Here is a 25942-nt window from a genome sequence, read left to right as displayed (position 1 = left end):
GTCTGGCCCGGTGCCGGACGCTGGCCAGGCCGGCCACGCGGACGTGACCGGCCTGGGAGCGAAGTGGGACTAGAGCCCGACGTGCTGACGGAAGCGCGCGATCGCCGCGAACTCCTGCACGTCGAGCGACGCGCCGCCGACGAGCGCACCGTCGATGTCGGGCTCGCGGAGGAAGCCCGCGATGTTGCCCGACTTCACCGAACCGCCGTAGAGCACGCGCGTGGCCGCAGCGGCCTCGTCGCCCCACGCCGCAGCGATGGCCCGACGGAGCGCGGCGCAGTCGTCCTGCGCCTGCTCGGGCGTGGCGGCCTGGCCGGAGCCGATGGCCCAGACCGGCTCGTACGCCACGACGATCTCGGACGGCTGCACCGCACCGAGGACCACGTTCAGCTGCTCGACCGGGACGACGCCCGCGCCGCGCTGCTCGCGCTCCTCGCCGGTCTCGCCGACGCAGACGACCGGGACGATGCCGTGCTTGACGGCGGCGGCGGTCTTGGCGGCGACGACCTCGTCGGTCTCCCCGTGCATCGTGCGACGCTCGGAGTGCCCGACGATGACGTACTGCGCGTCGAGGGCCTTGAGGAACGCCCCCGAGACGTCACCGGTGTAGGCACCGGAGTCGTACTGGGACAGGTCCTGGGCACCGAAGCGGATCTCGAGCTTGTCGGCCGAGATCAGCGTCTGCACGCTGCGCAGGTCGGTGAAGGGCGGGAACACCGCGACCTCGACGTCGTCGTGGTCGTGGCGCGCGTCCTTCAGCGTCCAGGCGAGCTTCTGCACCGTGGCGATGGCTTGGAGGTGGTCCAGGTTCATCTTCCAGTTGCCGGCGATGAACGGGGTGCGGTTCATGCTGCGTCCTTCCCAGCGTTGCCGGCGATGAAGGGCGTACGGCTCATCGGGACCACCCCAGTGCTTCGAGACCGGGCAGCGACTTGCCCTCGAGGAACTCGAGGCTCGCACCGCCACCGGTCGAGATGTGGCCGAACCGGTCGTCGGCGAAACCGAGCGACCGCACGGCTGCTGCCGAGTCACCGCCGCCGACGACCCCGAGGCCGTCGACCTCGGTGAGCGCCTGCGCGACGGTCTTCGTGCCGGCCGCGAAGGCCGGGAACTCGAACACGCCCATCGGACCGTTCCAGAACACCGTCTTCGACCCGGACACCGCCTTCGCGAACCGAGCGGCCGTCTCCGGACCGATGTCGAGCCCGATGCCGTCCGCGCCGAACGCAGTCGACTCGATCGCGTCGGCCGCGACCGTCTCGTGCTCGGCGTCCGCCGCGAAGCCCGAGGCCACGACGACGTCGGTCGGCAGGTCGATCGTCACGCCGAGCTCGCCGGCCTTCGCCAGGTACGAGCGCACGGTGTCGAGCTGGTCCTGCTCGAGCAGCGACTTCGCGACCCCGTGACCCTGGGCCGCGAGGAACGTGAAGAGCATGCCGCCGCCGATGCAGAGCGTGTCGACCTGCGGGAGCAGGTGGTCGATGACCCCGAGCTTGTCGCTGACCTTCGACCCGCCGAGGACGACCGTGTACGGCCGCTCGGGGTCCTTCGTCAGGCGCTCGAGCACCGTCAGCTCGGACTCGATGAGCGAGCCGGCGGCGCTGGGCAGCGCCGCGGCGAGCTCGTAGACCGAGGCCTGCTTGCGGTGCACGACACCGAAGCCGTCCGACACGAAGGCGTCGCCCAGGGCGGCGATCCGCTCGGCGAACTGCTGGCGATCGGAGGCGTCCTTCGAGGTCTCCTCCGGGTTGAACCGGAGGTTCTCGAGCAGCAGGACGTCGCCGTCCCCGAGGGCCTCGGCGGCCGCGGTCGCGTCGTCGCCGACGGTCTCGCCGACGAACGTGACCTCTTTCCCGAGCAGCTCGGAGAGCCGCTGCCCCACGGGAGCGAGCGAGTACTCCGGCGCCGGCGACCCGTCGGGACGACCGAGGTGCGAGATCACGATGACCCGCGCTCCGGCGTTCACCAGGGTGTTCAGCGTGCCCAGCGACGCCCGCACGCGGCCGTCGTCCGTGATCTTGCCGTCCTTGAGCGGGACGTTCAGGTCGCAGCGGACGACGACGCGCTTGCCGGCGAGGTCGCCGAGGTCCTCGAGGGTGCGGAGGCTCATGCCGAGAGTCGCTCGCCCACGTACTCGGTGAGGTCGACGAGGCGGTTCGAGTAGCCCCACTCGTTGTCGTACCACGAGGTGATCTTCACGAGGCCGCCGATGACCTTGGTCAGGCCGGAGTCGTAGATCGAGGAGTGCGGGTCCGTGGTGATGTCGGTCGACACCAGCGGGTCCTCGCTGTAGAGCAGGATGCCCTTGAGCGGGCCCTCGGCGGCCTCCTTGTAGGCGGCGTTGATCTCGTCGACGGTGACCTCGGACTTGGTCTCGAGGGTCAGGTCGGTGATCGAACCGGTGGGCACCGGCACGCGGAGCGCGTAGCCGTCGAGCTTGCCGGCGAGCTCCGGCATGACCAGGCCGATGGCCTTGGCCGCACCCGTGGAGGTCGGGACGATGTTCAGGGCGGCGGCACGGGCACGACGCGGGTCCTTGTGCGGGCCGTCCTGCAGGTTCTGGTCGGCGGTGTAGGCGTGCACCGTCGTCATCAGGCCACGCTCGATGCCGAACTTGTCGTGGAACACCTTGGCGAGCGGCGCGAGGCTGTTCGTGGTGCAGGACGCGTTCGAGATGATGTGGTGGTTCGCCGGGTCGTACTGGTCCTCGTTCACGCCGAGCACGATGGTGACGTCGTCACCCGTGGCCGGGGCGGAGATGATGACCTTCTTGGCGCCCGCGTCGATGTGCTTCTGCGCGTCGGCGGCCTTGGTGAAGAACCCGGTCGACTCGATGACGACGTCGACACCCAGCTCACCCCAGGGGAGGTTGGCGGGGTCGCGCTCCGCGAGGACCTTGATCGGCTTGCCGTCGACGACGATGCTGTCGCCGTCGAGCTCGACTGAGACGCCGAGGCGACCGGTGACGGAGTCGAACTTCAGCAGGTTCGCGAGCGCCGCGTTGTCGGTGAGGTCGTTCACCGCCACGATCTCGAGGTCGGAGCCCTTCGCGAGGGCGGCCCGGAAGAAGTTACGGCCGATGCGGCCGAAGCCGTTGATGCCGATCTTGACGGTCAATGGATCTCCTGGTGGGTGTGGAGCGCCCCGGGGGCGCTGCTTTCGGAGTCATGGGCCCTTCGGGCCCACGTGTGGTGGACGATACGCCCCGTAACGTCGCCGTAACGACCCTAGCAGTCGGACACTGCGGACCCGCGCCGGATGACGGTCCGTCCGGACGGTCGCGCGGCCGTCCGCGGACGCGCCCCGACGACGGACGGGAGGCACGGTGCCAGCTGGCACCGTGCCTCCCGTCCGGTGGGTCGTCAGCCCCGCGATCAGGCGCCCTCGAGCTCCTCGGGGACGCTCGCCTCGGTGCCAGGGATGCCCAGGTCGGAGGCGCGCTTGTCCGCCATCGCGAGGAGCCGGCGGATGCGGCCGGCGATCGCGTCCTTCGTCATCGGCGGCTCCGCGTGCTGACCGAGCTCGTCGAGCGACGCGTCGCGGTGCTCGAGGCGGAGCGAGCCGGCGTACTTGAGGTGGTCGGGGACCTCGTCGCCGAGGATCTCGAGCGCGCGCTCGACGCGGGCGCACGCGGCGACCGCGGCCTGCGCGGAGCGGCGGAGGTTCGCGTCGTCGAAGTTGACCAGGCGGTTCGCCGTCGCACGGACCTCGCGGCGCTGGCGCATCTCCTCCCAGTCGGCGTTCGTGCGGGCGGCGCCCATGACGGTCAGCATCTGCCCGATGGCCTCGCCGTCGCGGATGACGACGCGGTGCACGCCGCGGACCTCGCGGCCCTTCGCGGCGATGCCGAGGCGCGACGCGGCACCGACGAGGGCCATCGCCGCCTCGTTGCCGGGGCAGGTGACCTCGAGCGCGGCCGCGCGGCCCGGGTCGGTGAGCGTGCCGGAGGCGAGGAACGCACCGCGCCAGATGGCGGCGAGGTCCTCGCGGTTGCCGGTGGTCAGCCGGTTCGGCAGGCCGCGGACCGGACGGCGACGGGCGTCCATCAGACCGGTCTGGCGCGCGAGGGTCTCCCCCGCCTCGAGCACGCGGACCAGGTAGCGGGTGCCCCGACGCGACGAGGCGGACGAGCCGACGCTCGCCTCGGAGCGGACGCCGTAGAGCTCCGCGAGGTCCTTGCGGACGCGGTGGACGATGATCCGGGTGTCGAGCTCGACCTCGACGGCGATCCGGCCGGAGATGACGTGCAGGCCACCCGCGAACCGGAGGATCGTGGCGAGTTCGGCGGCGCGGACCGTGTTGCGGTTCACGACGACCCTGGCCAGTTCGTCCTTGACCTCGGCAGTCAACGGCACAGCATCATTCCTAACGTTTCTTCTGGTGGGGTCCGCAGGCCCGCGCACTGGTGAGCACCGGAGGGCTCCTGAGCACGACACGCTCGTGAGCGACGGCCGGAGGGGCGGTCACTCCCGGCCGAGGTCTCGGTTCTGCACACGCACGGCGACGTCGGGCATGCTGCGGAGGAGGTTCGCCAACTCGGCGACGACGGCGACCGAACGGTGCTTGCCGCCGGTACAGCCGATGGCGATCGTAGCGTGTCTTTTGTTCTCGCGCTGGTATCCCGCCAGGACGGGCTCGAGCACGGCCGCGTACCGCTCGACGAACGAGCGGGCCCCCGGCTGTGCGAGCACGTAGTCCGAGACCGGGGCGTCGAGGCCGGTGTGGGGGCGCAGCTCGGGCACCCAGTACGGGTTCGGGATGAAGCGGACGTCGGCCACCATGTCGGCGTCGGCGGGCAGGCCGTACTTGAAGCCGAAGCTCATCAGCGTCACCTGCACGCCGACGAAGTGGTCGTCCGCGAAGCGCTCGGTGACGGTGTTCGCGAGTTGGTGGATGTTGAGGTCCGAGGTGTCGATGATCACGTCGGCGGCGTCGCGCAGGCCCGACAGCCGGGTCCGCTCGCGGCCGATGCCGTCGAGGAGCGTGCCGTCCTCCTGCAGCGGGTGCGGCCGGCGGACCTGCTCGAAGCGGCGGACGAGCACGGCGTCGGTGGCCTCGAGGAAGAGCACCCGCACGCGGGCCGAGGCGCTCGCGCGGACCTGGGCGACCGCCTGCTCGGGGTCGGTGAAGAACCGTCCGCCGCGGACGTCGACGACGGTCGCGATCTTCGGGATCTTCTCCCCCGCCCGGTCGGCGAGCTCGGTGAGCGGGCCGAGCATCTGGGTCGGGAGGTTGTCGACGACGTACCAGCCGAGGTCCTCGAGGGCCTTGCCGACGGTCGAGCGTCCGGCGCCGGACATGCCCGTCACGATCAGGATGTCGTGCTGCTGGGTCGTTCGGGCGGGGGTGGCGGGGGGCTCGTGCCCCTGCTCGGGGCTGTCGTGCTCGTGACGGTCGCTGCTGTCGTGCTCGTGCTCGTGCTCGGCGTTGCTGTCGCTCATGGTCGGGGGCTCCGTCGTCGCGGTCCGGGCGGCGCGCCCGGGGTGTGTCGGCTGCGGGTCCAGGCTATCGCCCGGTCCGCTGGGTCGGCTGTCCGGGTCGGCGGTCCTGGTCGGTGATCGGATCAGCCGCGTCCGGTCGGTTGCAGCTGGTCGGCTCTCCTGGTCGGGACCCGGCCTGCTGCGCCCGTGGTCAGACCGGGCGCAGGGGGCCGTCCTCGGAGACCGTCGGTACCTGGACCGGACCGGTCGGGGTGCTCGTCGGACTGCTGGGTTCGACAGCGCTGCCCGGGCCGGCCGGGTCGGACGGGCTGGCCGGGCTGGCGGTCAGTGCACTGGCCGGGGTCTGCGCCAGCTTCGTGACGACCGCGGCCGCGGTCGCCGGACCGACCCCGTTCACCTCGGCGATCTGCTCCGCCGTCGCCTCGCGCAGCCGCGACACCGACCCGAAGTGCTTCAGCAACGCGTTCACCCGCGTGGGGCCGAGCCCCGGCACCTCGGACAGCTGGGACCGGACGTCGCGCTTCCGGCGGGTCCGCTGGTGCGTGATCGCGAACCGGTGGGCCTCGTCACGGATGCGCTGGATGAGGAACAGGGCCTCGGAGTTGCGCGGCATGATCACCGGGAAGTCGTCGTCCGGCAGCCAGAGTTCCTCGAGGCGCTTCGCGATGCCGACCAGGGCGATGTCGTGCACGCCGGCCTCGTCCATCGCCCGCTTGGCCGCCTGCACCTGCGGCTGCCCGCCGTCGACGATCAGCAGCTGCGGACGGTAGGCGAAGCGCTTCGTCGGCTTCGTGCCCTCGACGACGTCCTCGCTCGTCGCGTCCGGGACGTCGGGCACCGAGGCGTCCTCGTCGAGCCGCGCGAGTCGACGGGAGAGCACCTGGTACATGCTGTCCGTGTCGTCGGTCGTCTCGGCGATCGTGTACCGGCGGTACTGGTCCTTGCGGGGCAGCCCGTCCTCGAAGACGACCATCGACGCCACGACGTTCGTGCCCTGCAGGTGCGAGATGTCGTAGCACTCCATCCGGAGCGGCGCCTCGGTCATGCCGAGGGCCTCCTGGATGTCCGCCAGCGCGGCCGACCGGGTGGTGTAGTCCGCGCTCCGCTTCGTCTTGTAGAGCATGAGCGCCTGCGCCGCGTTCTGAGCGGCCGTCCGGGCGAGCCCGGCCCGGTCGCCGCGCTGGGCGGTGCTGAGCTTGGTGCCGCGGCCACCCCGACGCTCGCTGAGCCACTGCTCGAGGGCCTCGGCGTCCTCCGGCAGCTCCGGTACGACGACCTCGCGCGGGGGTTCCTCGCTCGTCGCGTACTGACCCTGGACGATCTGCTCGACGAGGTCGCCGGTGCTGATGTCGAGTTCCTTGTCGACGACCCAGCCCCGGACACCGCGGATGCGACCGCCGCGGACCGAGAACAGCTGCACGGCGGCGGCGAGCTCGTCCTCGGCGACGCCGAACAGGTCGAGGTCCACCGAGTCGCGGAGCACCACGGCCGACTTCTCGAGCACGGCCTCGAGCGCTCCGACCTGGTCGCGGTAGCGCGCGGCCTGCTCGTACTGCATGGCGTCCGCCGAGGCCGCCATCCGCTGCTTCAGCTCGGTGATCACCCGGCGGTCGTAGCTCGCCATGAAGCGGACGAACTGCTCGACGATCGCACGGTGCTCGGCGATCGTCACCTTCTGCGAGCACGGGCCGCCGCACTTCCCGATCTGCCCGGGGAAGCACGGCTTGCCGGTCTGCATCGCCCGCTTGTACGACGAGTCGGAGCAGGTGCGGATCGGGAACACCTTGATCATCAGGTCGATGGTGTCGTGGACCGCCCAGATCTTCGGGTAGGGCCCGAAGTACTTCGCACCCTTGATCTTCCGGTTCCGCGTCACCATCACCCGCGGCGACTCCTCGCCCAGGGTGATCGCCATGTACGGGTACGACTTGTCGTCCCGGAACTTGACGTTGAACGGCGGATCGAACTCCTTGATCCACGTGTACTCGAGCTGCAGTGCCTCGATCTCGGAGCCGACCGTCGTCCACTCGACGCTGCGGGCGGTGAGCACCATCCGGCGCGTCCGCTCGTGCAGGGTCGGCAGCGGGGCGAAGTAGTTGCTCAGCCGCGCGCGGAGGTTCTTCGCTTTGCCGACGTAGAGCACCCGACCGGCTTCGTCGCGCCACCGGTAGACGCCCGGATCGGTCGGGATCTCCGACGCCTTCGGTCGCCAGGAGACGGTGTTCGCCACCTAGCGCGCACCCGCCTTCTGCTTCGCCGTGCGGGCGCCGACGGCTTGCTGCTTGCCGACCCGGGCGTCCTGCGCGTCGAAGATCTCGCGGAGGAACACCCCGGTGTGGCTCTCGGGGACGTCCGCGACGTGCTCGGGCGTGCCGACCGCCAGGACCGTGCCACCACCAGCGCCGCCCTCCGGACCCATGTCGACGAGCCAGTCGGCCGACTTGATGACGTCGAGGTTGTGCTCGATCGTGATGACGGTGTTGCCCTTGTCGACCAGGCTCTGCAGCACGAGCAGCAGCTTCCGGACGTCCTCGAAGTGGAGACCCGTGGTCGGCTCGTCGAGCACGTAGACCGTGCGGCCGTTCGAACGGCGCTGCAGCTCTGTCGCGAGCTTGACGCGCTGCGCCTCGCCCCCGGAGAGGGTCGTGGCGCTCTGGCCGAGCCGGACGTATCCCAGGCCGACGTCGACGAGGGTCGCCATGTACCGGTGGATCGCCGAGATCGGCTCGAAGAACTCGGCCGCCTCGCTGATGGGCATGTCGAGGACCTCGGAGATGTCCTTGCCCTTGTAGTGCACCTGCAGCGTCTCGCGGTTGTACCGGGCACCACCGCAGACCTCGCACGCGACGTAGACGTCGGGGAGGAAGTTCATCTCGATCTTGATCGTGCCGTCGCCGGAGCAGTTCTCGCAGCGGCCGCCCTTGACGTTGAAGCTGAAGCGCCCGGGCTGGTACCCGCGGGCCTTCGCCTCGGGCGTCTCGGCGAAGAGCTGCCGGATCCGGTCGAACACGCCGGTGTACGTCGCCGGGTTCGACCGCGGGGTGCGGCCGATGGGCGCCTGGTCGACGTGCACGACCTTGTCGAGCTGGTCGAGCCCCTTGACGCGCGTGTGCTTGCCGGCGATGTGCCGGGCGCCGTTGAGCTGGTTGGCGAGCACCTTGTACAGGATGTCGTTGACGAGCGTCGACTTGCCCGAACCACTGACGCCGGTGACCGCGGTGAACACGCCGAGCGGGAAGTCGACGTCCACCTGCTTGAGGTTGTTCGCCCGCGCCCCCTGCACGCTGATCACGCGCTTCGGGTTGACCTTCCGGCGCTCGGTCGGGACCTCGATGGCACGACGGCCGGCGAGGTAGTCGCCCGTGATCGAGTCACGGTTCTCGATGATGCCCTCGTAGGACCCGGAGTGCACGACGACGCCGCCGTTCACGCCCGCACCCGGTCCGATGTCGACGACCCAGTCGGCGGTGCGGATGGTGTCCTCGTCGTGCTCGACCACGATGAGCGTGTTGCCGAGGTCCTTGAGCTTGACGAGGGTGTCGATCAGCCGCCGGTTGTCGCGTTGGTGCAGCCCGATGCTCGGCTCGTCGAGCACGTAGAGCACGCCCGTCAGCCCCGAGCCGATCTGCGTCGCGAGACGGATGCGCTGCGCTTCGCCACCGGACAGCCCGCCGGCACCGCGGGCCAGCGTCAGGTAGTTCAGGCCGACCTCGAGCAGGAACTCGAGTCGCGCCCGGATCTCGCGCAGGACCGCGGCGGCGATGTGGGCCTCGCGCTCGGTGAGCGTCAGGGTCTCCATGAACGCATAGGCGTCGTCGAGCGACATGTCGGTGACGTCCGCGATGCTCCGGCCGTCGACCGTGACCGCCAGGACCTCGGGCTTGAGTCGCGTGCCGTCGCACACCGGGCACGGGACCTCGCGCAGGTAGCCCTGGAAGCGCTGCCGCTGCGAGTCCGACTCGGCCTCGGCGAACTTGCGCTCGATGTAGGGCATGACACCCTCGAACCCACTCGTGTACCGCATCTCGCGCCCGAAGCGGTTCTTCCACGACACCGAGACCTGGAAGTCCTTGCCGGTCAGGATCGCCGCCTGCACCGACGGGTCGAGCTGGCTCCACGGGGTGTCGAGCGAGAACCCGAGGTCCTTGCCGAGACCGGCGAGGAGCTTCTCGAAGTACGAGTACAGCCCGCTCGTCCCGGTCCACGGCAGCAGCACGCCGTCGCGGAGGGACGCCTCGGGGTCACCGAGGACGAGGTCCGGGTCGACCGACATCCGCGTGCCGAGGCCGGAGCACTCCGGGCAGGCGCCGAACGGGGCGTTGAACGAGAACGTGCGGGGCTCGATCTCGGTCAGCGCGAGCGGGTGGTTGTTCGGGCAGGAGAGGTTCTCGGAGTAGGTCCGGACCGCGCCGGGGCCCTCGTGGTCGACGAGGTCGATCGCCACCGTGCCGCTCGTCAGCCGCAGGGCGGTCTCGAGCGAGTCGGTGAGCCGACCGAGGATGTCGTCGCTCGCCACGAGCCGGTCGATGATCACCGAGATGTCGTGCTTGACCTGCTTCTTGAGCTTCGGCGGGTCGCTCAGCTGGATCCGCTCGCCGTCGACGATCGCACGGGCGTAGCCGGAGGCCGCGAGCTCCTGGAAGAGGTCGACGAACTCGCCCTTCTTCTTCGAGATGACCGGCGCGAGCACCTGGAAGCGGGTCCCCGACTCGAACTCCATGAGCTGGTCGGCGATCTGCTGCACGCTCTGCTTGCTGATCACCTCGCCGCAGACGGGGCAGTGCGGGACGCCGATGCGCGCCCAGAGCAGACGCATGTAGTCGTAGACCTCGGTGATGGTGCCGACCGTCGACCGGGGGTTGCGGTTCGTCGACTTCTGGTCGATCGACACCGCGGGCGACAGCCCCTCGATGAAGTCGACGTCGGGTCGGTCCACCTGGCCGAGGAACTGCCGCGCGTACGCGGAGAGCGACTCGACGTAGCGGCGCTGCCCCTCGGCGAAGATCGTGTCGAACGCGAGCGAGGACTTGCCCGACCCGGAGAGCCCGGTGAAGACGACGAGGGAGTCCCGCGGGATCTCGAGGTCGACGTCGCGGAGGTTGTGCACGCGGGCACCCCGGACGCTGAGCGTCGAGGTGCTGTGCGGTGCCGTGCCGCCGGGGAGGTGGAGGTCTGCGGGCTCGCCGAAGGCGTTCCGGCCCGAGGTCGTGGTACCGCGGTCAGAGGTGATGGTCATCGCAGACGATTCTACGAAGCCGCACCGACATCCGTCCGGGCGTGGCGGTCCGGATCGGGTCAGACGAGTGCGTCGAGAGCGAACGCGACACCCGTGGCCCGTTCGCTCGCGGTCCACAGCCGTGCGGCGGCGGTGCGGTCGTGCGCCCGGATCCGAGCGGGCACGACGGCCGGTGCGCCGGCGAACTGCAGCGGGCCGCCGGGTCCCCAGTACTCCCCCGAGCGGACCCCGTCGCCGACGGCGGCGTGCACGAGCGGCCACGCCCCGGCGTCCTTGCCCTGGGCGACCCAGCCGGATCCCGCCCGCATCCAGGCCGGCTCCGAACGGGTCGGCGCGACGTCGGGCCGCGGCGGGGCGGCGGCGTCGAGCGCGAGCCCGGGGTGGGCCACCACGCTCGCCACGGAGGACCCGGCGTCGGCGAGCCGCTCGGCCAGCTCGAAACCGAACAGCATCACCGCGAGCTTGCTCCGGGCGTACTGCCGGTGTCCCTCGTACCGGCCGGTCGCGAGCGGGTCCCGGGGGTCGAGGGTCGCGAAACGGTGCGCGATCGACCCGAGGTGCACGACACGACCGGCGTGCTGGTCGAGCAGCGGCAGGGTCAGGGCGGTCCAGGCGAAGTGCCCGAGGTGGTTCGTGCCGACCTGCAGCTCGAACCCCTGCGCGGTCTCCTGCCGCTCGGCCGACCCGACGACCCCCGCGTTGTTCAGCAGCGCGTGCACCGGCCCGAGGTCAGCGAGCCGCTCGGCCGCCGCACGGACGCTCGTCAGGTCGGCGAGGTCGAGGTGCAGGATCGCGAGGTCGGCGCCGTCGACGTGCCGTCGGATGCTCCGCTCGGCAGCAGCGCCGCGCTCCGGGTTCCGCACCGCCAGGACGACCCGGTGCCCCTTCGCCGCGAGCTGCTCGGCTGCGTGGTACCCGAGCCCGGCGCTCGCGCCCGTGACGACGACCGTGCGCCGGCCCGGGGCCCGGTCGGGCACGGCGTCAGGGGACACGACCTCAGCGGACACGGCCTCAGCGGACATGGCCGGCGGACTCCATCTGCCGGAGCGCCTTCTTGAGGTCCTGGACCTCGTCGCGGAGCCGCGCGGCGAGCTCGAACTTCAGCTCGGCGGCGGCCTGCAGCATCTGGTCGTTGAGGTCGGCGATCGTCGCCTCGAGCTGGGTCGCACCCTCGCCCGCGATGCCCTCGCGCTTGAGGTTCGGCGTCGGCGACTTCCGGCCGTCGGCCGCCGGGCGCCCCTCGAGCAGCGCCTTGGTGTCGTCGTTCTCGCGCGCCAGGATCTCGGTGATGTCGGCGATCTTCTTGCGGAGCGGCTGCGGGTCGATGCCGTGCTCGAGGTTGTACGCCACCTGCTTCTCGCGGCGACGGTCGGTCTCCTCGATGGCCTGCTGCATGGAGTCGGTCACCTTGTCGGCGTACATGAGCACCTGGCCCGACACGTTGCGCGCCGCGCGGCCGATGGTCTGGATGAGCGAGGTGGAGGAGCGGAGGAAACCTTCCTTGTCGGCGTCCAGGATGGCGACGAGCGAGACCTCGGGCAGGTCGAGGCCCTCGCGCAGCAGGTTGATGCCGACCAGGACGTCGTACACGCCTTGGCGCAGCTCGGTGAGCAGCTCGACGCGCTTGAGGGTGTCGACGTCGGAGTGCAGGTACCGCACCCGGACGCCGGCGTTCCCGAGGAAGTCGGTGAGTTCCTCGGCCATGCGCTTGGTGAGCGTCGTGACGAGCACCCGCTCGTCCTTCTCGACGCGCTGCTTGATCTCCTCGAGCAGGTCGTCGATCTGCCCGTCGCTCGGCTTCACGACGATCTCGGGGTCGACGAGGCCGGTCGGGCGGATGATCTGCTCGACGACGCTGTCGGTGACGCCGAGCTCGTACTTGCCCGGGGTGGCCGACAGGTAGACCTTCTGCCCGACGCGGTCGAGGAACTCCTCGAACGTCAGCGGACGGTTGTCCAGCGCGCTCGGCAGGCGGAAGCCGTGCTCGACGAGCGTCCGCTTGCGCGAGGCATCGCCCTCGTACATCGCGCCGATCTGCGGCACGGTCACGTGCGACTCGTCGATGACGATGAGGAAGTCGTCCGGGAAGTAGTCGAGCAGGCAGTGGGGGGCTTCGCCGGCGTCACGACCGTCCATGTGCCGCGAGTAGTTCTCGATGCCCGAGCAGAAGCCGATCTGCTCCATCATCTCGATGTCGAACGTCGTGCGCATCCGCAGCCGCTGGGCCTCGAGCAGCTTGCCCTGTCCCTCGAGCTCGGCGAGCCGCTCGGCCAGCTCGTCCTTGATCCGCTCGATCGCGCGGTGCATGACGTCGGTGTCCGCGACGTAGTGGGACGCCGGGAAGATCGACACGGCGGGCAGGTCGTCGATCACGCTGCCGGTGAGCGGGTGCAGGGAGGACAGCGCCTCGATCTCGTCCCCGAACATCTCGATGCGGATCGCGTGCTCTTCGTACATCGGGATGATCTCGATCGTGTCCCCGCGCACGCGGAACGTGCCACGCGCGAAGTCCACGTCGTTCCGCTGGTACTGCATCCCGACGAACTTCCGGACGAGCTGGTCGCGCGAGATGGTCTGTCCCACGTGCAGCGCGACCGAGGCGTTCATGTACTGCTCCGGCGTGCCGAGGCCGTAGATGCACGAGACGGTGGAGACGACCACGACGTCACGGCGGCTGAGGAGCGAGTTCGTGGTGGAGTGCCGGAGCCGCTCGACCTCGGCGTTGACGGAGGAGTCCTTCTCGATGAAGGTGTCCGTCTGCGGGACGTAGGCCTCGGGCTGGTAGTAGTCGTAGTACGAGACGAAGTACTCGACGGCGTTGTTCGGCAGCAGCCCGCGGAACTCGTTCGCGAGCTGGGCGGCGAGGGTCTTGTTGTGCGCGAGCACGAGCGTCGGCCGCTGCACCTGCTCGATGAGCCAGGCGGTCGTCGCCGACTTGCCGGTACCCGTCGCGCCGAGCAGCACGACGTCGGTCTCGCCTGCGTTGATGCGTCCGGCGAGCTCCGCGATCGCGGCGGGCTGGTCACCGCTCGGCGAGTACTCGCTGATGACCTCGAACGGACGGATCGCCCGGGTGGGCTCGATCGACACTGCCATGGCGTCCACGGTAGTCGGGACCGCTGACACCGACCGCGCTGCTCGCCACGGGCGGAACGGAGCGAGATCGGCTCGGACGCGAGCGGTCAGTGGGTGAGCTGCTCCCACACCGCGTCGGCGGACCGGATCGTCGCCTCGAGCGTCCCCGTGGCGTCGACGACGTGGTCGGCCAGGGCCAGGCGCTCCGCATCGCTGGCTTGCGACGCCACCCGTCGCTCGGCTTCGTCCCTGGCCATCCCCCGGTGTGCCACGAGCCGCTCGATGCGCTGCGCGGCGGGCGCGTCCACCACGATCACTGCATCGAAGCGCAGCGGGCGGCTCCCCCGCGCCTCGGCGAGGAGCGGCACGTCGTAGACCACCACCGCGTCGGGGTCCGCCGCCTCGGCCGCGTCGAACGCCTGCTGCGCGAGGCGCCAGACCTCCGGGTGGGTGATCGCCTCGAGGTCCCGCCGTGCCACCGGGTCGGCGAACACCACGGCCCCGAGTGCCGGGCGGTCGAGCGACCCGTCCGCGGCGATCACGCCGGGGCCGAACCGTTCGGCGACCTGCGCCAGCCCCGGGCTCCCGGGAGCCACCGCGTCCCGCGCCAGGCGGTCCGCGTCGACCACGACGGCGCCGTGCTCCGCCCATCGACGGGAGACGGTGGACTTGCCCGCGGCGATGCCGCCCGTGAGACCGATGATGCGCACCCGACCAGGCTAGCGACGCTCGGCCCCGGAACGCCGGAAGCCCGGCACCCCTGTGGGGGTGCCGGGCTTCCGGGACGGTGTGACCCGCTCGATCAGTTGCTCGAGCTGAGCTTCTCGCGGAGCGCCGCGAGCGAGGCGTCGTCGGCCAGGGTGCCCTGACCGTTCGACTCGCTCGTGAAGGACGACGAGGTCGACGCGCTGGCCGGCAGGTCGAAGTTGCCCTGCGCCTCGTCGGCGATGGTCTTCGCGACCTGCGCCTTGTGGGCCTCCCAGCGCGACTGGGCGGCCGCGTACTGGCCCTCCCACTCGGTGCGCTGGGCGTCGTAGCCCTCGAGCCACTCGTTCGTCTCCGGGTCGAAGCCGTCCGGGTACTTGTAGTTGCCCTGGTCGTCGTACTCGGTCGGCATGCCGTAGAGCGCCGGGTCGAACTCGGTGCCCTCCGGGTCCACGCCCTCGTTCGCCTGCTTGAGGCTGAGCGAGATGCGGCGACGGTCGAGGTCGATGTCGATGATCTTGACGAAGACCTCGTCACCGACGGAGACGACCTGCTCCGCGAGCTCGACGTGCTTGTTCGAGAGCTCCGAGATGTGGACGAGGCCCTCGATGCCGTCCGCGACACGGACGAAGGCACCGAACGGCACGAGCTTCGTGACCTTGCCCGGCGCGATCTGACCGATCGCGTGGGTGCGGGCGAAGACCTGCCACGGGTCCTCCTGCGTGGCCTTGAGCGAGAGCGACACGCGCTCGCGGTCCAGGTCCACCTCGAGGATCTCGACGGTGACTTCCTGACCGACCTCGACGACCTCGCTGGCGTGCTCGATGTGCTTCCAGGAGAGCTCGGAGACGTGGACGAGACCGTCGACGCCGCCCAGGTCGACGAACGCACCGAAGTTGACGATCGACGACACGATGCCCTTGCGGACCTGGCCCTTGTGGAGGTTGTTGAGGAACGTGGTGCGCGACTCGGACTGCGTCTGCTCGAGCAGGGCGCGGCGCGAGAGCACGACGTTGTTGCGGTTCTTGTCGAGCTCGAGGATCTTCGCCTCGAGCTCCTGGCCCAGGTACGGGGTGAGGTCGCGGACGCGACGCAGCTCGATGAGCGAGGCGGGGAGGAAGCCGCGGAGACCGATGTCGACGATCAGGCCGCCCTTGACGACCTCGATGACCGTGCCGGTCACGACGCCGTCGGACTCCTTGATCTTCTCGACGTCGCCCCACGCGCGCTCGTACTGCGCACGCTTCTTCGACAGGATCAGGCGACCTTCCTTGTCCTCCTTCTGGAGGACCAGGGCCTCGACCTCGTCGCCGACCTCGACGACCTCGTTGGGGTCGACGTCGTGCTTGATCGAGAGTTCGCGCGAGGGGATGACACCCTCGGTCTTGTAGCCGACGTCGAGGAGGACCTCGTCGCGGTCGATCTTCACGACGGTTCCGGAGATCAGATCGCCGTCGTTGAAGAACTTGAGGGTCTTCTCGACCTCGGCCAGGAAGTCATCAGCCGAGCCGATGTCGTTGATGGCGACCTGCTTGGGAGCCTTGGTCGTGGTGGTTGTCATGTAGAGATTGCTCCGAACGGACATGAGTCGGGCCGTGACGGCGAGGGAGCGACCCCCTGGTCCGCACCGATCGTCGGTACGAGCCGTCATGGCAGTGATTGGTTGGCGCGGATTGCGCCGCCCAAGTCTAACCACTGGTCGCGGGGCCCCACAACCGGGCGTGTCGTCGCTCGGACCGGCCGAGGGGCGGACTGGAGGATCGTGGCGGCGCCGCCACGATCCTCCAGTCCGTCCGCCACCGGCGTCAGCCGAGCAGCGCGGTCCGCAGCGTGTCCAGGCCGACACCACCGAGCGCGAGCGCGCGGTGGTGGAAGGCCTTCAGGTCGAACGCGGCACCCTCGCGCGCCGCGAGCTCGTCGCGGATCGACTCCCAGACGCGCTGGCCCACCTTGTACGACGGGGCCTGCCCGGGCCAGCCGAAGTAGCGCGCGACCTCGAACTGCACGAACTCGGGCGCCATGTTGACGTTCTGCCCCATGAAGTCGAGCGCGTACTCCCAGGTCCAGCCCCCGCCGTCGGGGTTCGTCTTCTGCAGGTGCACGCCGATGTCGAGCACGACACGGGCCGCGCGCATCCGCTGGCCGTCGAGCATGCCGAGGCGGTCGCCGTCGTCGTCGAGGAAGCCGAGCTGCTCCATCAGGCGCTCGGCGTACAGCGCCCAGCCCTCGACGTGCCCGGACGGGCCGGCGAGCTGCCGGCGCCAGGTGTTCAGCTCGCCGCGGTTGTAGACCGCCTGGCTGATCTGCAGGTGGTGGCCGGGGACGCCCTCGTGGTAGACCGTGGTCTTCTCGCGCCAGGTCCCGAACTCGGTGACGCCCTGCGGGACGGACCACCACATGCGGCCGGCCCGCGAGAAGTCGTCGGAGGGGCCGGTGTAGTAGATGCCGCCCTCCTGCGTGGGGGCGATCCGGCACTCCAGGCGCTTGATCGGGTCGGCGATGTCGAAGTACTTCCCGTCCATCGCGGCGATCGACGCGTCGCTCGTCTCCTGCATCCAGCGCTGCAGGGCGTCCGTGCCGTGCAGGATCCGGGCCGGGTCGGCGTCGAGCACCTCGATGGCCCGCGCGACCGAGGCGCCGGACTCGATGCGGTCGGCGATGCGCTCCTGCTCGTCGCGCATGCGGGCGAGCTCCTCGATCCCCCACTCGTACGTCTCGTCGAGGTCCACGACCGCGCCGAGGAACCGACGGGAGTGCAGCGCGTAGTCCTCGCGTCCGACCGCGTCCACCGGGGTGGCGAGCGGCAGGAGCTCGTGCTCGAGGAACCCGCCGAGCGACCGGTAGGCGGCGGCCGCGACCTCGGCACCGCGGCTGAGCTCGGTGCGGAGCGCCTCGGGCAGGGGCTCCCCGCCCTCGAGCGCGGCCCCGTCGACGAGCTGCCGGAAGAAGCCGTCCTCGGCGCCGTTGCGCGCTGCCTGCTCGGCGATGAGGGCGACCTGGCGGCGTGCGGGCGTCACCTGCTCGCGGGTGCCCTGGAGCAGCGTCTCGCGGTAGCCCTCGAGGGCGTCGGGCAGCGCGTGCAGGCGCCCGGCGACGTCCTGCCAGTCGTCGGTGGTCGCGGTCGGCATGAGGTCGAGCACGTCCCGGAGCTCCTGCGCGGGGCTCGCGATGACGTTCAGGTCGCGTAGGTGGAGCTTCCGCTCGTGGGACTCGACGACGAGGTCGAGCTCGGCACCCAGGTCGGTCTTCGTCACCCGGTCGACGTCGTCGGTCGCGTCGGCGGCGTCGAGGGCACGGCGTGCGGCGCGGGCGGCGTCCGCGAGGGCGTCGGCACCGGCGGGCGAGGTGTCGCCGTAGGCCCCGGTGCGTCCGGGGACGCCGATGTACGTGGCGACGGTGGGGTCGAGGTCGACGAGGGTGGTCACCCAGTCCTCGGCGACCCGGTCGACGGCGGAGGGCTGACGGACGGGACGGTCTTCGGTCATGCCCCGACCCTACCCAGGGCGCGGGCGCGCGCCGGGCGCCGATCCGCTCGTGGGATGCCGATCCGTGCGTGGGACGCCGTTCCGCGCGTGGGATGGCGATCCGCGCGTGGGGTGCCGTTCCTTCCGGCCTCCTCCGCGCGGTTCGCCATCCCAGGTCACGTGCGATGGGCAGGAACACTCGCCACGCGACGGCCCAGCACCACGGACGGACGGGAGGCACGGTGCCAGCTGGCACCGTGCCTCCCGTCCGCTCGTGGGCGCGCCAGACGGAGCAGGGCGGGCCCGACGGGCCGCGCCCGACCCGCGTCAGTGCGCCGCGGCCTCCCAGTTCGGGCCGACGCCGACGGAGACGTCCAGGGGGACGCTGAGCTCGGCAGCGCCGCCCATCCGGGTGCGCAGGATCTCCTCGACGCGCTCCTGCTCGCCGGGGGCGACCTCGAGGATGAGCTCGTCGTGCACCTGGAGCAGCAGGTGCGACTCGAGCCCGCCGTCCCGCAGGTCGGCGTCGACACCGAGCATCGCGATCTTCATGATGTCCGCCGCTGACCCCTGGATCGGTGCGTTCAGCGCGGCGCGCTCGGCGTTCTCGCGGAGGACCCGGTTCGGGCTCTTCAGGTCGGGGAAGGGTCGGCGGCGGCCGAAGATCGTCTCGGTGTAGCCGTCCTCGCGCGCCTGCTCCACGACCCCGCGCAGGTAGTCGCGCACGGCACCGAAGCGGGCGAAGTACTCGTTCATGAGCGTGCGCGCCTCGGACTGGTCGATGCGGAGCTGCTTCGACAGGCCGAACGGGCTCAGCCCGTACGCGAGGCCGTACGACATCGCCTTGACCTTCGTGCGCATCTCGGCGCTGACGTCCGCCGGCTCGACCCCGAAGACCCGCGCGCCGACGAAGCGGTGCAGGTCCTCGCCCTCGTTGAAGGCCTGGATGAGCCCGGGGTCGCCGGACAGGTGCGCCATGATGCGCATCTCGATCTGCGAGTAGTCGGCCGTGACCAGGGTCGTGTACGGCTCGGCGACCGCGAAGGCCGAGCGGACCCGGCGTCCGACCGCGGTCTTGACGGGGATGTTCTGCAGGTTCGGGTCGGTCGACGAGATCCGGCCGGTGCTGCTGCCGGTCTGCTCGTAGCTCGTGTGGATGCGGCCGTCGACGACCGCGGCGTCGAGCGTGTCCACGATCTGCCGGAGCTTCGTCGCGTCACGGTGCTGCAGCAGCAGTCCGAGGAACGGGTGCGGGTGCTGCTCCTGCAGGTCGGCGAGGCTCGCGGCGTCGGTCGAGAAGCCGGTCTTGGTCTTCCGCGTCTTCGGCATCGCGAGCTCCGTGAAGAGCACCTCCTGCAGCTGCTTCGGCGAGCCGAGGTTGACCTCGTGCCCGATCTCGGCGAACGCCTGCTGCGCGAGCTCCGCGGCGCGCTCACCCAGGTCGTGCGACAGCCCGGTGAGGACGGGGCGGTCGATCGCGACGCCGGTGGTCTCCATGCCGGCGAGCACCGGGACGAGCGGCAGCTCGATGGTGTCGAGCACGCGGAGCGAGGACTCGTCGACGCGCGCACGCAGAGCGGTGTCGACACGGAGGACGTACCAGGCGTGCACGCCGACGTTCACCGGGTCGGTCTCGGGGACGAGCTGGTTCGGGTCGGCGGTCGGCAGTTCCTCGCCGAGCTCCTGGTACACGAGGTCGGACAGCGGCTGGCCCTGCTTGCCCGGCTGGGCGAGCCACCCCGTGAGGCGCGCGTCGCCCGCGATCCCCCGCACCGTGAACCCGACCGTCGCGAGGGCCTTGATCGCGGCCTTGGCGTCGTGGAAGTGCTTGGGCGCGTCCGACGCGAACCAGGCCGCGAGCTGCTCGTAGTCCTTCGTGCCGCTGCCGCCGGGGACGAGCACGGCGTCGTCGTGCGTCGCGATGCCGATGGCGCTCAGTCGGCCGTCGATGACCTCGACCGCGACGCCGAACCCGTTCTCGGCGTCGTTCGCGGCCTTGCGGTCGAGCCAGTACCCGAGCTCCTCGTCGATGACGGTCTTGACGGGCGGCGGGGTCGGCGCACCGCTGTCGACGGAGCCCGTCGACTCCGCTGCGTCGGACGGCTCGCCCGTGCCGGCGACCTTGAACACCCGGTCGAGCAGCGTGCGGAACTGCAGCTTCGCGAAGAGGTCGCGGACGGCCTGCTCGTCGAGCGGACGGAGCGCCACGTCGCCGGGGCCGACCGGCAGCTCGACGTCGTTCACGAGCCGGTTCAGCTTCCGGTTCCGGATCGCCCGGTCCTTCTGCTCACGCAGGTTGTTGCCGACGACGCCCTTGATCTCGTCGGCGTGCTCGAGCACCCCGTCGAGCGAGCCGTACGCGGTGATCCACTTGACGGCGGTCTTCTCGCCGACCTTGTCGATGCCGATCAGGTTGTCGCTGGTCTCGCCGACGAGTGCCGCGATGTCCGGGTACTGGTGCGGCTCGATGCCGTAGCGCTCGTACACCTTGTCGCGGTCGTAGCGGGTGAGCTCGGAGACCCCGCGGACGGACGGGTAGAGCAGCGTGACGTCGTCGTTCACGAGCTGGATCGAGTCGCGGTCACCGGACACGACGTACACCTGGTACCCCTGCTCCGAGCCCTGGCGGGCGAGCGTGGCGAGGATGTCGTCGGCCTCGTAGTCCTCCTTCGTGACCGTCGTGATGCCCATCGCCTCGAGCGCCTGCTGCAGGAGCGGGATCTGGCCCTTGAACTCGGCCGGGGTCTCGGAGCGGGTGCCCTTGTAGTCCTCGTACTCGCGCGTGCGGAACGAGAAGCGGGAGATGTCGAACGCGACGGCGAGGTGCGTGGGCTTCTCGCGCTGGAGGAGCATGAGCAGCATCGAGATGAAGCCGTGGATGGCGTTCGTGTGCTGCCCCTCGCGGTTCACGAAGCTGTCGACCGGGAGCGCGTAGAAGGCCCGGAAGGCGAGCGAGTGGCCGTCGATGACCATGAGGGTAGGCTTTGCGGAGTCCGACACCCGGACAGCCTACCGACGCCATCCGACACGGGAGTCCTGCGCGCGTGACCGACGAAGCGACCACCACCGGAGCCCTCGCCGACACCGGGGTGGACCCCCGACTGGCCGACCGGGGCATGGGCGAACTCGCCGAGAAGATGGGCATGGTCATCACCGAGCTGACCGCGGAGCGCGCCGTCGGTTCCATCCCGGTCGAGGGCAACCGCCAGCCCGTCGGGCTCCTGCACGGGGGCGCGTACGTCGTCCTCGCCGAGAGCCTCGGGTCGATGGCCGCGAACGTGCACGCCGGCCCCGGCCGCTACGCCGTGGGGATCGAGCTGAGCGCGTCGCACTCGCGGAGCGCCACGAGCGGCCGCGTCACCGGCACCTGCACGGCGATCCACCTCGGTGGCACGCTCACCACGCACGAGATCGTCCTGACCGACGACGAGGGCCGTCGGTGCTCGACCGTGCGCATCACGAACATGATCCGCGAGCGGCGCTAGACCCGTCCGGCGCCGGCGGGTCAGTCCTCGGGCGGGCGCTGCAGCAGCAGCCGCGCGTCACCGAACCCGAGCCGCCGGTAGAGCGACTCCCCCATCGCGCTCGAGTGGACCACGACCCGCTCGGCTCCGGCCTCGTCGGCGAGGTCGAGCAGCGCGGCGACGAGGGCGCCGGCGACGCCCGCACCGCGCAGGTCCGGGTGGACGTAGACGCTCTGCAGCTCCGCGGCGACTCGCCCGCGAGGCCGGTGCGGCACCGGCGGCCTGGCGTTCAGCGCCAGCCACGCCATCCCGAGCACGACGCCACCCCGTTCCGCCACGACGCACCGGTGCGACGCCGCGTGCTCGCGCGCGAACGTCGCGGTCGCCTCGCGGTACTCGTCGGGCGTCGCCGTCGGCGCCCGACCGGTCTCGTCCACGCTCCACCGCCACCGCAGGTCGGCCACCGCCGCCATGTCCTCCAGCCGGGAGGCACGGATCACCACGTCGTCCATGCCCCCACCTTGCCAGGTGGTCGGCCCGGCGGCGGGGCCGGGACGCGCCTCCGGTCCGGTGCTCTGCTGCGCTGTGCTGCGCGTCGGGTTGCGTCGATGGAGCACTCCTCGTCGGGTCCTGCGCCTCGACTCGACCGGGACTGCTCCATCGACTGAGAGCCGGGCGTCCGCCCGGGAACGCAGGAGCGCCGCCGGACGATGTCCGGCGGCGCTCCTGCGTGAGCGAGCGGGTGCTCGTTACTTCTTGGCGCTGAGCTGCTCGATGATCGCCTTGGCGACGTCGTGCATGGTGAGGCGGCGGTCCATCGAGGCCTTCTGGATCCAGCGGAACGCCTCGGGCTCGGTGAGGCCCATCTTCTCGTTCAGCAGGCCCTTGGCGCGGTCGACGAGCTTGCGGGTCTCGAAGCGCTCGACCAGGTCGGCGACCTCGGCCTCGAGCGTGATGATCTGCTGGTGGCGTGAGAGGGCGATCTCGATCGCGGGCAGCAGGTCGTTCGGGGTGAAGGGCTTCACGACGTAGGCGAGGGCACCGGCCTCGGTCGCACGCTCGACGAGGTCCTTCTGGCTGAACGCCGTGAGGAGGACCACCGGAGCGATGTGGTTCTTGGAGAGCTTCTCGGCCGCGGAGATGCCGTCGAGCTGCGGCATCTTGACGTCCATGACGACGAGGTCCGGGCGGAGGTCGGTCGCGAGCTGGACGGCGGTCTCGCCGTCGCCGGCCTCGCCGACCACGTCGAACCCGTTGTCACGGAGGATCTCGACGATGTCGAGACGGATGAGCGACTCGTCCTCGGCGACGACGACGCGACGCGGTGCTGCTGGGGTTGCTTCTGTGTCACTCACGTCGGAGAGCCTACTAGACGGAGCAGGACCGGTCCGTCAGGCCGGGCTTCTCGTACGAGTGGCGGGACCCCCGGGTCAGCGCAGCCCCGCACGCCGTGAGCCGTCCTTGTACGAGTGGCGGGACCCCCGGGTCAGCGCAGCCCCGCACGCCGTGAGCCGTCCTTGTACGAGTGGCGGGACCCCCGGGTCAGCGCAGCCCCGCACGCCGTGAGCCGTCCTTGTACGAGTGGCGGGACTCGAACCCGCACGCCGTGAGGCAGAGCATTTTGAGTGCCCCGTGTCTACCGTTCCACCACACTCGCGAGGACTTCAGGCTAGCAGCACGTGCCCCTCCGCCCGGTCCGTCGTCGGCCCGACGGCGACCGCCGGAAGGCGCAGCTCGAACACTGCGCCGCCGAGCGCTCCCGTCCCGGACGCGTGCGCGAGTGTCCCGCCGTGCGCGACGGCGATCCCGCGGGCGATCGGGAGCCCGAGTCCGGCGCCGCCGGAGCGGACGTCGCGTGCGGCCTCGAGCCGGACGAGCCGGTCGAACACGCGCTCGCGGTCGGCCTCGGGGATGCCCGGTCCGTCGTCCTCGACGCGGAGGACAGCGTCGGTGCCGTCACGGGCGAGGGCGACCGTGACCGTGCCGGATCCCCCGGTGGCGCGGGCGGCGTTGTCGACCAGGTTGCCGAGCACCTGCGCGAGCCGGTCCGGGTCGACCTCGGCGAGCACCGGGTCGTCCGGCGCGCGGAGGTCCAGGGTGACGGCGGGCAGCCGGAGCCGGAGCCGCTCCACCTCGGCGCGGATCCACGGCACCAGGTCGGTGCTCCGGCGTTCGAGCGCGATGCCCCGGTCCAGCCGGGCCATCGTGAGCATGTCGTCGACGAGCCGCGCTGCCCGGTCGGCCTGGCGGACGACGTGCACGGCGAGGACCTCGCGGGTGGCGGCGTCGTCGTCCCCGCTCCGCACGAGGGTGTCGGCCGCCGCGCGCACCCCCGCGACCGGGGTCCGGAGTTCGTGCGCGGCGTCGGACAGGAACGCGCGGACCCGCTCCTCTGCGGCGAGGGCCTGTGCCTCCGCACCCTCGACGGCGTCGAGCATCTCGTCGAAGGCGACCGCGACCCGGCCGATCTCGGTGTCGGTCCGGGACGGCCGGAGTCGCCGCCCGCGGTCCCCACCGGCGATCGACCGCGCGGTGTCGGTCATCTCGTCGAGTGGTCGGAGCGATCGACGCACGACGAGCACGACGCCGACCACCGCGACGCCGAGGAACGCTGCCGAGGCGCCGCCCATCACCCAGCCGAGCTGCGTGAGGGTCTCCTGGACGTCGCGGGTGCCGGCGGTCAGCGTGATCCGGGTGCCGTCGTCCAGCGTCGACCGGAGGGTCAGCACGCCGTCGTCGTCGGACACCGAGGACGCGGTGATCCGGGCGCCCGACGTCGTGCTCGTGCCGGTGCTGCTGGCCGAGCCCGAGGTCGTGCCTTCCGACCCTGCGGCCCGCTTGCCGGCGGGGCCGGGCAGCCCGGCCGGGTCGGGCGGGCCGGAGCGGAGCTGCTCGGGCGTCGGTCCTGCCTCGACCGCCGCGCCGTCGGGCTGCACGATGCGGACGGAGAGCCCCTGCGCGGAGAGCCGGTCGGCCAGGTCGTCGGCGTCGAGCACCCCGACGAGGGCCGCCGCCGCCGAGGCCCGGTCACGCAGGCGGTCCTCGACCTGGGCCCGGAGCCGGGCGCCGAGGACGGCCTCGACCGCGACGACGAGTCCGGAGAGCAGCACGGCCAGCAGGGCGATGATCGCCACGACCGTGCGCAGCCGCAGCGACGTGGTCCGCAGCGGGGACGTGCGCAGCGGCCCGGTCACGCGGCGCCCCGGTCCACCGCGAGCCGGTACCCGATTCCGCGGACCGTGTGCACCAGGCGCGGGCCGTGCGCCTCCATCTTCCGGCGGAGCGCGCTGAGGTGCACCTCGACCAGGTTCGCCGCGACCGCGTCGTAGCCCCAGACCTGGGTCGTGATCTGGCCCTTCGACACCGTCCGCCCGCGGCTCTCGGCCAGGAAGCAGAGCAACCGGAACTCGGTCGCGGTGAGGTCGAGCAGCACGCCGTCCCGTCGGACCGTGGCGCCCTCGGGGTCGATCACCAGGTCGCCGACCTCGATCACCGTCGGCACTCGACCACGGCGGCGGAGCACGGCCGTCACCCGGGCCACGAGCTCGGCCATCGCGAAGGGCTTCACGACGTAGTCGTCGGCACCCTCGGCGAACCCGCGGAGTCGGTCGTCGAGCTCGTCGCGCGCGGTCATCATCACGACGGCGGCGTCCGACCGGGCCCGGATGCGGGCGGCGAGGAGGATGCCGCTCGGCCCGGGCAGCATCCAGTCGAGCAGGACGAGGTCCGGCACGGCCCGGTCGAGGTCGTCGAGGATCGTCCGGCCGTCGGGGGCCGCGGCGACGAGGTGTCCCTCGGCGCGCAGGGTCGACACGACGGCGGTCCGGAGGGCGTCGTCGTCCTCGACCACGAGGATGCGTGCGGGTGCGTTCACGGCGGACACCGTACGGGCCGTCGGTGAGCACGGAGCATGGAGCCAGCTGGAGAACCCCTGTGCTTCAGTCCTGCTTCAGATTCGAGCTCGACCGTCGTCCTCGTCGGCGGACCACCCCGGTCCGCCACGGAGAACCGGAGACACCATGAACGACGAACTGCAAGACGAGACCACGACCGAGCGGGCCCCACGCCGACACCGCCGGCTCCGCGCGATCGGCATCGGGACCGCCGCGGCCGCGGTGCTCGTCCTCGGTGGGGTGGGCGTGACCGCGGCGATGGCCGACGGCGCCGGCAGCGGCCCGACCGTGACCGCCCCCACCGGCGCGCCCAGCGGTGCGCCGAGCGGCGCCCCGTCCGGCGCGCCGAAGGCCGCGCCGAAGGACGGGCCCGAAGGAGCGCCGGCGCCCGGGAAGGACGCCGCCGGCAAGGACGGCAAGGACGCTCCGGCGGCCCCGGGTTGCGTCGCCCTGCCCGCGCCGGGCAAGGACGCGGAGGCACCGAAGGACGCGCCCACCCCCCACCGAGGACGAGCACCGCGGCCGCGGCGGTCCCGATGCCGATCGCGCGGAGCCGGCGGTGTCGGCGTGGGGCCCGCTCGGTCGTGGTCTCGTCTTGCAGTTCGTCGTTCATGGTGTCTCCGGTTCTCCGTGGCGGACCGGGGTGGTCCGCCGACGAGGACGA

General features: G+C 71.2%; 18 protein-coding genes and 1 tRNA gene. 1 reads left to right on the top strand and 18 read right to left on the bottom strand.

Annotation, left to right across the window (positions count from 1 at the left end; translation table 11 throughout):
• Positions 1 to 69: 69 nt before the first annotated feature.
• The 13 genes from tpiA to polA all read right to left on the bottom strand — a co-directional run bounded on the left by tpiA (position 70) and on the right by polA (position 20921).
• The gene (gene tpiA / locus HUN59_RS00205) at positions 70 to 849 is read right to left on the bottom strand and encodes a triose-phosphate isomerase (RefSeq protein ID WP_141861651.1); all 780 of its coding nucleotides are present in this window, start codon (positions 847 to 849) and stop codon (positions 70 to 72) included.
• A gap of 43 nt (positions 850 to 892) precedes the next feature.
• Positions 893 to 2110 carry a phosphoglycerate kinase gene (locus tag HUN59_RS00200; protein ID WP_174777153.1) on the bottom strand — a complete coding sequence of 406 codons (1218 nt, stop codon included), beginning with the start codon at positions 2108 to 2110 and terminating at the stop codon, positions 893 to 895.
• Entirely contained in the window at positions 2107 to 3117 is a 1011-nt protein-coding gene (gene gap, locus HUN59_RS00195; protein ID WP_058742911.1) for a type I glyceraldehyde-3-phosphate dehydrogenase, read from the bottom strand. The genes HUN59_RS00200 and gap overlap by 4 nt, the downstream gene beginning before the upstream one ends.
• A 257-nt stretch (positions 3118 to 3374) precedes the next feature.
• On the bottom strand, positions 3375 to 4355 hold the full coding sequence (gene whiA, locus HUN59_RS00190; protein WP_058742912.1) for a DNA-binding protein WhiA: 981 nt from the start codon (positions 4353 to 4355) through the stop codon (positions 3375 to 3377).
• Positions 4356 to 4463: 108 nt separating this feature from the next.
• Positions 4464 to 5441, bottom strand: coding sequence for an RNase adapter RapZ (gene rapZ / locus HUN59_RS00185; protein ID WP_174777152.1), 978 nt, complete (start codon positions 5439 to 5441; stop codon positions 4464 to 4466).
• Between the two features lie 190 nt (positions 5442 to 5631).
• Positions 5632 to 7671, bottom strand: coding sequence for an excinuclease ABC subunit UvrC (uvrC, locus tag HUN59_RS00180; protein ID WP_174777151.1), 2040 nt, complete (start codon positions 7669 to 7671; stop codon positions 5632 to 5634).
• Positions 7672 to 10677 carry an excinuclease ABC subunit UvrA gene (gene uvrA, locus HUN59_RS00175; RefSeq protein ID WP_254629951.1) on the bottom strand — a complete coding sequence of 1002 codons (3006 nt, stop codon included), beginning with the start codon at positions 10675 to 10677 and terminating at the stop codon, positions 7672 to 7674.
• A 59-nt stretch (positions 10678 to 10736) separates the two neighbouring features.
• Positions 10737 to 11669, bottom strand: a complete 933-nt coding sequence (locus HUN59_RS00170; protein ID WP_174777150.1) for an SDR family NAD(P)-dependent oxidoreductase — start codon at positions 11667 to 11669, stop codon at positions 10737 to 10739.
• A 19-nt stretch (positions 11670 to 11688) separates the two neighbouring features.
• Entirely contained in the window at positions 11689 to 13773 is a 2085-nt protein-coding gene (gene uvrB, locus HUN59_RS00165) for an excinuclease ABC subunit UvrB (RefSeq protein WP_174777149.1), read from the bottom strand.
• Between the two features lie 86 nt (positions 13774 to 13859).
• Positions 13860 to 14462 (bottom strand): dephospho-CoA kinase, encoded by a 603-nt coding sequence (gene coaE, locus HUN59_RS00160; protein WP_144801101.1) that lies wholly within the window; start codon positions 14460 to 14462, stop codon positions 13860 to 13862.
• 92 nt (positions 14463 to 14554) lie between these two features.
• Entirely contained in the window at positions 14555 to 16018 is a 1464-nt protein-coding gene (rpsA, locus tag HUN59_RS00155; protein WP_058742916.1) for a 30S ribosomal protein S1, read from the bottom strand.
• A gap of 244 nt (positions 16019 to 16262) precedes the next feature.
• Complete coding sequence (locus HUN59_RS00150) at positions 16263 to 17942, bottom strand: DUF885 domain-containing protein (RefSeq protein ID WP_114849938.1); 1680 nt, start codon at positions 17940 to 17942, stop codon at positions 16263 to 16265.
• Positions 17943 to 18248: 306 nt separating this feature from the next.
• Positions 18249 to 20921: a DNA polymerase I gene (gene polA / locus HUN59_RS00145; RefSeq protein ID WP_058743363.1), complete on the bottom strand. Its 2673-nt coding sequence runs from the start codon at positions 20919 to 20921 to the stop codon at positions 18249 to 18251.
• A 116-nt stretch (positions 20922 to 21037) separates the two neighbouring features.
• Between polA and HUN59_RS00140 the strand changes: the two genes are divergently transcribed.
• Positions 21038 to 21406, top strand: a complete 369-nt coding sequence (locus tag HUN59_RS00140; RefSeq protein WP_058743365.1) for a PaaI family thioesterase — start codon at positions 21038 to 21040, stop codon at positions 21404 to 21406.
• A 20-nt stretch (positions 21407 to 21426) separates the two neighbouring features.
• Here HUN59_RS00140 and HUN59_RS00135 read toward each other — a convergent pair whose 3' ends face one another.
• The 5 genes from HUN59_RS00135 to HUN59_RS00115 all read right to left on the bottom strand — a co-directional run bounded on the left by HUN59_RS00135 (position 21427) and on the right by HUN59_RS00115 (position 25259).
• Positions 21427 to 21897 (bottom strand): GNAT family N-acetyltransferase, encoded by a 471-nt coding sequence (locus HUN59_RS00135; protein WP_144801095.1) that lies wholly within the window; start codon positions 21895 to 21897, stop codon positions 21427 to 21429.
• 237 nt (positions 21898 to 22134) lie between these two features.
• Positions 22135 to 22740 carry an ANTAR domain-containing response regulator gene (locus tag HUN59_RS00130; RefSeq protein ID WP_022903868.1) on the bottom strand — a complete coding sequence of 202 codons (606 nt, stop codon included), beginning with the start codon at positions 22738 to 22740 and terminating at the stop codon, positions 22135 to 22137.
• A 221-nt stretch (positions 22741 to 22961) separates the two neighbouring features.
• A tRNA-Leu gene (locus HUN59_RS00125) sits at positions 22962 to 23042 on the bottom strand.
• Between the two features lie 7 nt (positions 23043 to 23049).
• Positions 23050 to 24579: a sensor histidine kinase gene (locus HUN59_RS00120; RefSeq protein ID WP_254629950.1), complete on the bottom strand. Its 1530-nt coding sequence runs from the start codon at positions 24577 to 24579 to the stop codon at positions 23050 to 23052.
• Positions 24576 to 25259 carry a response regulator transcription factor gene (locus HUN59_RS00115; RefSeq protein WP_174777148.1) on the bottom strand — a complete coding sequence of 228 codons (684 nt, stop codon included), beginning with the start codon at positions 25257 to 25259 and terminating at the stop codon, positions 24576 to 24578. The genes HUN59_RS00120 and HUN59_RS00115 overlap by 4 nt, the downstream gene beginning before the upstream one ends.
• Positions 25260 to 25942 lie beyond the last annotated feature (683 nt).

Source organism: Curtobacterium sp. Csp2 (assembly GCF_013347165.1).
The sequence above is the reverse complement of the archived record's forward strand: the minus strand, read 5'-3'. Positions and strand labels throughout refer to the sequence as shown.